The sequence below is a fragment of the Chryseobacterium populi genome (genome assembly GCF_000282115.1).
In the GTDB taxonomy this organism is placed as follows: domain Bacteria; phylum Bacteroidota; class Bacteroidia; order Flavobacteriales; family Weeksellaceae; genus Chryseobacterium; species Chryseobacterium populi.
Window position 1 is genome coordinate 1 of sequence record NZ_AKJY01000019.1, and the last position, 8,020, is coordinate 8,020.

The following is an 8,020-nucleotide window of genomic DNA, read 5'->3' on the forward strand; positions in this document are numbered from 1 at the left end:
TCCTGTGGCATTTATTCCTCCATTAGCTGAAATATTAATACTGCCATCTGCATTCAGCTGTGTTGGAGTAACATTTTCATCTCCTTCTATGGCATCAAAACATCCGTCCCCATCTGAATCAAGGTCTTCAGGATCCGGAATACCATCTCCATCGGTATCTGTGAAACATTGTGCACCAAGTCCAAAGCTGTCTATAGTAACAGTGGGAGCAGAACCATAAAGATAAACCCTTACATAATATACCGTTCCTTTTTGTAATCTATAGTTTCCTCCAAAAGGATACTTTTGAAAGCCTGGCCCATTAGTATTGGCTCCGGTAAATAAAACCGTAGCCCCGGTAAATGCTGCATTGTTTGCAATTTCAATGGATAAATTTTGCATCGGCTGATTAGGCTGGCCACCAAATGTGGTCCATTCTTTCAGCTCTAAAACCCTGTTGCTGGTTGCCGCCATAGGAATGGTAAACTGGATATAGTCATTATTGGCTTTTGCCTGTGCTGCGGTAGTAGAATTCACATTACTTATCTGCCAGTTTGAATTCTGGTTTACAACTGATATTCCGCTTCCGAATGACACGGTACTGTTGGCGGTAATGACATCCGGGGAAAGTTGATTAATTTCCAGACCACCAGGTAAGGGGGTAAAATTATCATCCCACCCTAAATGGGGCTGAGCAGAGGTACCGGTAGTTGAGGGGAGTATACAGGTATTTTCTACAGTATCCAGGATACCGTCATTATCATCATCTAAATCAGTGGTGTTGGCAATCCCGTCATTATCCGTATCACTTGCGCATGCCGTACTGATCGCTGCATTGGCAGAGGCACCGATACCCTGGCCTGTATCACTTCCTATATCGGCTGCTCCTCCTGTATTCACAAGGTTCGGAACCCCTGTGTTATTGGTACCTCCATTAGCCGAAACATTAATACTGCTATCCGGATTGAGTTGTAATTTGCCAATATTTTCATCTCCTTCCAGGGCATCAAAACATCCGTCGTTGTCTGAATCCAGGTCTTCAGGATCCGGAATGCCATCTCCGTCAGTATCTGTGAAGCATTGTGCACCAAGCCCGAAACCATCCATAACAACAGTGGTTGAAGAGCCATAAATATAGGCCCTTACATAATATACCGTTCCTTTTTGCAATCTGTAATTGGTCGTAAACGGATACTTTTGAAAACCTGCAGTATTGGTATTAGGCCCGGTGTATAAAACAGTAGACCCGGTAAATGCTGCATTGTCTGCAATTTCAATAGATAAATTTTGCGGTGGCGGATTCTGTCCACCATTGGTAGTCCATTCTTTCAGCTCGAGAACCCTGTTGCTGGTTGCCGCCATAGGAACCGTAAACTGGATATAATCATTATTGGTTTTTGCCTGTGTTGCGGTAGTAGAGTTCACATTACTGATCTGCCACCTTGACGCATTGTTTACTGCCAATATCCCGCTTCCGAAAGACACCGTACTGTTGGCCGTAATAACATCAGGGGTAAGTTGATTCGTTTCCAGGCCGCCGGGAAGGGGAGTTGTGTTAAGATCCCACCTTAAATGAGGCTGGGCAGAGGTACCGGTAGTGGAGGGAAGTATACAGGTATTTTCAACTGTATCGGGAATACCATCATTATCATCATCTAAATCAACAAGACTGGTAAATCCGTCATTATCCATATCATCTGTACATGCCGTATTTATTGCTGCATTAATAGAGCTTCCTGTACCCTGGCCTGTGTCACTTCCTGTATCGGATGTTCCTCCTGCGTTCACTAGGTTGGGAACTCCGTCTGAATTTATGCCCCCTGTTGCTGAAATATTAATGCTTCCATCACTGTTGAGGTGTATATTGCCAACATTTTCGTCTCCTTCCAGGGCATCAAAGCACCCGTCGTTGTCTGAATCCAGATCAAGGTAATCAGGTGTACCATCGCCGTCCGTGTCCAGTGTTCCGCAGGGAGAAGTAAATGAAATATCATCTATTGAAAAATCGTTCCCAGTAAAACCTGTACTTTCATTCTGAAGCAATATATTGTAGTCACCTGTTACGGTAGGGGTAAAACTTAACGAAGTTTGAGACCATATATTTGAGTTCATTTGGCCGGTTAGGGCATTTGCAAGTTCAGTTGTATTAGAAGAATTCATTACCCGGATCCTGATATTATATCCATTAGCAAGACTTGTATTAACGGCGCCGGCATGCCAGAAAGAATAGGTATAAGTAGCACCTGCAACTAATCTGACGCTCTGTCTGAAAAATACTCCTACCTGGGTACTACCATTTACTGCCAGATAGGCATCTGTTACAGTATTGGTAGTATGTCCGTTATAATTCCATCCTTCGGGATTGGGATGTGGCTGTGGAGCAGCATTACTGATAACAGCATAATCACCTGCATTCAGTAACTGCCCGCTTTGATAATTATATCCGGGTCCCGGATTTGCTGATAGATTATGGTTAACAGTAGTGGTACCAAATGTTCCGCGCTCTTCCGAGCTGACTATATTTCCGCAGCCTTCATCCAAATCAAGTATGCCGTCGTTATCGTCATCAAGATCGGACGTATTTACAATTCCGTCACCATCTGTATCTTGTGCATGGGCTTTGTTAAAGCCTGTGATGCACAATAAAATAAAAAAAATAATAATCTTTTTTTTCATAAAGTTGTTTATAAAAGTTTAATGTTATATTGGAAATTATACGATTATATACTGGTCCATTTAATTTGAAAATCTTTTTTTGAAAATTTCCTGTTACCGCTAATTTAAGCGGGATAGATTACTCACAGATTTGGATTAGGAACGGATAACAAGCCATCTGTTAAAGTGAACTTGTGCGTAAGTGCAGCCATTCTCCCAAATGTTATCAAGTATTAGTAAACTCCTGTTTTTAAGTTTTCTCCGTTATCTGTTTATTCTTTCAAATTTTAGGGTATTAATACCTACTTACTCAAAAAAAGAAGGCTATACATAACAATGTATTTTATCTTTTCTTGGTGAATAATTTAAAATAAACTATATACACTAGCCGAATTAGGTACAATTTTAAGTTTTAGTGGCATATTGAGTTAACAAAATTATAGATAACCATAAATAACAGGTTAATGTTATGGTGTTAAAAATTGTTATGTTAATCTATTTTTTATCATAAAAAATGTTATTATTTTAATATGTAAATAGTTGTTTATTAGTTATTTATGTTTTTTATTGTGTTAATATTTTTAATGATTGTTTTTAATGTATTTGTTAATGAATTGTTAGCATTATTTTTTACTTTTTGCTGATCAGAATACTGATTTTTAACAATTATGTATAAACATGGGGTAGTTAACTTTCTGTATTAGGAAATAATTTTTCTTTTAAAAATTTCTACCTTTTAAATAAAAAAGTCCAATACTCTTAGAATATTGGACTTTTTATTTTTAATGATAAATCATCATAATGGCATGCATTACTATTGTTTGAAATTTCAATTGGCTGTTTAGAATTGTGCTTCCTTTTATACCATTTTCTGAATAAGGGCAGTAGATATCAAATAATTATTTAACAGATCAAAAGCAGTCGATATTCACTATCGTTTTCAACAGGAGCTCTGTGAATGCAAGGTAAGGCTTGTTGTGCCGGATGATCTACCGCCAGACGCCAAAGATGTCCTGATTCTAAATTGATAGGTTCTGCATTAGGTTTAGGCTGATAATGCAGATCGAAGAAATAGTCTTTCAGGAAGGTTTCAAATTCTGCTTCCGGACCGTCATGTAATTCTTTGAGCTTTTCCCGGATTTCCGGAATTAAAATTTTTTGTTCAGCTTGATTATTAGGTAGTATATCACTTGCAGCACCATGATAAGTGCATAAAAAAGTATCCGTTTCAATGGGGGAGCGGTCAACATGATACGAATATACATCTGTTGATAGGAAATCCAATTCTTCGTCCCGTTCGTAGCACTTAAGCAGATTAAGAGACGGAGACGCCCCGAAATCTGTTAATAACTGTAAATCATTTAAGATAATTTCCCTTGCAATATTACCTTTTTCTAAAAGTTGCAGCACTAAAAGGTCTTCCTTGGAAACTTCTGTAATGTTTTCCTTTAATTGAAGCTTAGACACAATTTCTTTAAAATCTCCAGCTAAATTTCTGTGCCAGCAAATTGCATTCATAATTCCCTGAAAATCCATATTTACAAGTTCAGAAAAAGTAGAGGCCATTCCAATTTGATTGTTGTCAGAAAATTTATTGTTCATAGCTGTAGAATAAAACAATTGAGTTGTTTGATTCTTTGCAAAAATAAGGAATAGGTCAGAAGATAATGGTAAGATTAAATTTGTTTTTATATAAGTACTGGTTAACCTACCACTTTTGTACACTCCGATGTGTAAACTATCATAAAGGAATTTTTATTTTCCGCATTGGAGAAATAATTGGTGTGATTTTTTATTAATTAATCAAGATGGCTGTTAAAAATTTTAAAGCCTTTAAATGGTTTATTTAAAGGCTTTTCTTGTATTGCAGAGCTTTCGAAATACTCCTTTACAATAGATTTGATCATCAATTGTGCATATTATTTTTTGTATTGTCCGGGTGCGTAATGTTTTGCTGATTTAGTCCCTGTTACTTTTTTTACCTGCCCCGGAGGAAGTCCATGATTTCCATTAGGTTTCAGTCTGGGTGCGCAGGAAAAAACAAATGACCCGAGAAGAACAATGAGACCGAGATTTTTAATTGTATTCATCATATTTTTTTTCTTAATATATTAAAATATTATGCCAATTTGTAATTAATAGATATTCTTCTATCATTAAAAGTCGATTTACTGTAAATAAAATATTGTTTTTTTTAAAGATATCAGAACTCAAAATGATTTCATTCCGATTTTATTGTAAAAAATGGAATTTCAAATTGGCCGCTGTTATTTTTATATATTAAAAAGCAGATAACCCAATATCCCACTACCCAATACAATGAATGCAGTATTAATTTTACTGAATTTAAAGACAAAGAATAAGCTGATTACTGCAATAACTATTGTACGCCAGTCAATGATGCTGTCTTTTGCCATCTCGTAACACACCATACCAATAATAATAACAGAAGCTACATTTACTGCATCTAAAAATGCAGATAACAGTTTTGAATTACGTATTCTTTTCATTAATGGATGAAGCAGTGCTACAAATATAAATGAAGGAAAAAAAATAGCTATCGTAGAAATCAATGCCCCTGAAATTCCGTTAATCTGATATCCTATAAAAGTAACAGAAGAGAAAACAGGTCCGGGTCTGAATTGCCCTACGGCAATGGCATCAATCAGTTGTTGCCTGGTCAGCAGGCCTGTTACTACCAGTTCGGCATCCAAAAAAGCGAACAGTACATATCCGCTGCCATAAAGTATCGCGCCGATTTTCAGGAAGACCAGGAAAAGGTTAAGGTTTTTTGCCGAGATAATACCAAAGTCTGAAATTTGCAGTAAGGTAAAAGGGATAAAAGAATGCATTGCAGACTGCTTAGTGAGATGCAGCATCATACCCAATATACCGGCTCCGAATAACAGGAAAACCTCATTGATTCCAAATATGGACAGTACCAGTACAATGCTGCCAATAGCCCATAGCCGGAAGCTTTTCAATGATTTCTTTGCCAATGGATAAATGGCTGCAAGTATCACAGATATTATTGCCGGCTTTATTCCGTAAATAAAAGGCTGTACTTCAGGAAGCTGTCCGTATTGCTTATATATCCATGCAAAAAATAAGGTAATGATAACAGCAGGACCTATAAAACAGAGTCCTGCTATCATTAAGCCTTTCCAGCCGGCTCTGTCCTGCCCGATATGGATAGCCATTTCTGTGCTGTTTGGTCCCGGGATCAGGTTGGTAGCGCCTATAAGATCAAGAAAATGCTCTTCTGAGATCCACCGCCGTTTTGTTACCATTTCCTGCTGCATCATGGAAATATGGGCGGCAGGTCCGCCAAAAGCTGTAATCCCCAGTTTCAGGAAAACACCGGCAAGTTCTTTCAGGCTATACTTTTTTTCCATGTTTTTGTAAACTGAACATCTGTCTCATATTATTTTCTGACAAACGGTAATATTATTAACAAATCTATTAAATTTGGCTTAAATAATTATTGCAATTTCAGCCATTCATGAAAAGAAGAGACTTTTTGAAACAGTGTTCAGCAGCAGTGCCCGGTTTAATGCTAATGAATGCGTTGCCTTCACATGTGTACGGAATGCTCGCAGATGGAAATTTACCACAATATAAATCACTGTTTGAAATATTCAGTAATCCGGAGAATCATTACCGTCCGTTTGTCCGTTGGTGGTGGAATGGCAATAAAATAGAAAAAGCAGAACTTGCGCGTGAACTCAGGATTTTAAAAGATGCAGGCATCGGTGGTGTGGAAATTAATCCTATATCATTTCCTTTGCGCACTGATGATGTGGATAAACCGAGTGTAGAATGGCTAAGTGATGAATGGATCGAATTATTGAGATTCACGCTTGAAGAAGCCAAATCATTAGGACTGACGTGTGATGTGCTTGTTGGTACAGGATTTCCTGTGGGGGGCGATTTTCTGGAAAAAGAAGAATGCTCCCAGATTGTGGTTGTGGCTGTGAAAAAATTGAAAGGACCTCTAAAAACGGAATTCTCCCTTTTTGATTTATACAAAGAGGCCGATCCTGCCATTACGAATCCATATAGTGGGAGAACAATGGAAATGCTGGAGGTAAAACTCGTACCTGATCCGCTCAATCATATGGATGAAGTTATTAATCTGTCTGACCAGATTAAAAACGGGATGATCAGGGTTTCCGTGCCGAAAGGAGAGTATGCTGTTTACGGGCTGGTAAAGATAGAACGTTTTATGAATGTCATCCAGGGTGCTCCCGGGGGTATGGGTCCTGTGCTGAACCATTATGACACTGCTGCCGTGAAGAAATACCTTAACAGGATGAGTGATACTATCCAGCAAAAAATAGGACCGCTTGCACCTGGCATCCGGTCTTTTTTTATTGATAGCCTTGAGACGGAAGGAACCAACTGGAACCATGATATGATGAGTGAGTTTAAAAAAAGACGAGGATACGACTTATACCCCTATCTGCCTTTTGTCCTGTTTAAAATCGGCAGTATGGGAAATACCACCGGTGCCAATATCCTTTACCCCGTAAAAATGGGCCCTGAGTTCAAAAAAATGACAGACCGGATGCGCTATGATTTTGAACTGACCAAAGCCGAGATATTCGAGGAAAGATTTGTGCGTACCTTTGCGCAATGGTGTAAAGACAATAAGATAAAATCAAGAGCACAGGCATATGGACGCGGCTATTTTCCATTGGAAGGCAGTTTTGAATTGGATATCCCTGAATGTGAAACCTGGCTGAAATACGGCATAGGAGAAGATATCAGTGAAGAAAAATTCATGCAATATCCGTGGCATCTGGGCAGGGGAAATACCATGATCAATAAAATAGTTTCCTCAGCTGCCCATCTAAAAGATAAAAAACTGATCAGTTCTGAAGAGCTTACCAATACAGACATGGTCTTTAACGAAGCACTGGAGATTCTGAAAATAGCAGGTGACCAGAGTACGGTATCAGGAGTTACCCATCCTGTTTTTCACGGATTTAATTATTCTCCGCCGGAGGCAGCTTTTCCTGGCTGGATTACCTATGGTGGGTATTTCAATGAGAAGAATACAATTTGGCCCTATTTTAAGTATTATACAGATTACCGCGCAAGATTGTCTGCCATATTGCAGCAGGCGACGATGTTTGCAGATATTGCTCTTTTAGCGCCTTTTGCGGATCAGTGGTCGGAATATGGGGCACAGAATGAGCCTTTTCCTACTCTTGTATCGCCGGCTTATCAGGCTTTAATATGGGAATCTATCCATCAGAACGGCAATGCCTGTGATTATATCTCTGAACGTGTGATTAAAGATTCAGAGGTAAAGAAAGGCTTCCTCACTTACGGAAAAAGGAAGTACCACACGTTGTTTCTGATTGAAGTGCATAGCCTGGAT

At 38.6% G+C, this 8,020-nt stretch carries 4 protein-coding genes and 1 pseudogene; 1 reads left to right on the forward strand and 4 read right to left on the reverse strand.

The features are described 5' to 3' along the window. The 4 genes and pseudogenes from PMI13_RS06535 to chrA form a co-directional block, all read right to left on the reverse strand. A pseudogene (locus PMI13_RS06535) lies at positions 1-2,655 on the reverse strand (hypothetical protein); the annotation flags it as partial. An 882-nt stretch (positions 2,656-3,537) separates the two neighbouring features. Further along, positions 3,538-4,236: a DUF1826 domain-containing protein gene (locus tag PMI13_RS06540; RefSeq protein ID WP_034670847.1), complete on the reverse strand. Its 699-nt coding sequence runs from the start codon at positions 4,234-4,236 to the stop codon at positions 3,538-3,540. 317 nt (positions 4,237-4,553) lie between these two features. Next, the gene (locus PMI13_RS21110) at positions 4,554-4,727 is read right to left on the reverse strand and encodes a hypothetical protein (protein ID WP_156104504.1); all 174 of its coding nucleotides are present in this window, start codon (positions 4,725-4,727) and stop codon (positions 4,554-4,556) included. Between the two features lie 180 nt (positions 4,728-4,907). After that, complete coding sequence (chrA, locus tag PMI13_RS06545; protein WP_007841928.1) at positions 4,908-6,029, reverse strand: chromate efflux transporter; 1,122 nt, start codon at positions 6,027-6,029, stop codon at positions 4,908-4,910. A 107-nt stretch (positions 6,030-6,136) separates the two neighbouring features. Between chrA and PMI13_RS06550 the strand changes: the two genes are divergently transcribed. Then, positions 6,137-8,020 (forward strand): glycosyl hydrolase (locus PMI13_RS06550; RefSeq protein WP_039889321.1); only part of this gene is annotated, 1,884 nt, incomplete at its 3' end.

Coding starts and splice junctions, on each gene's coding strand:
- chrA (WP_007841928.1), bottom strand. CDS start 6,029: ATGGAAAAAAAGTATAGCCTGAAAGAACTTGCCGGTGTTTTCCTGAAA.
- PMI13_RS21110 (WP_156104504.1), bottom strand. CDS start 4,727: ATGATGAATACAATTAAAAATCTCGGTCTCATTGTTCTTCTCGGGTCA.
- PMI13_RS06540 (WP_034670847.1), bottom strand. CDS start 4,236: ATGAACAATAAATTTTCTGACAACAATCAAATTGGAATGGCCTCTACT.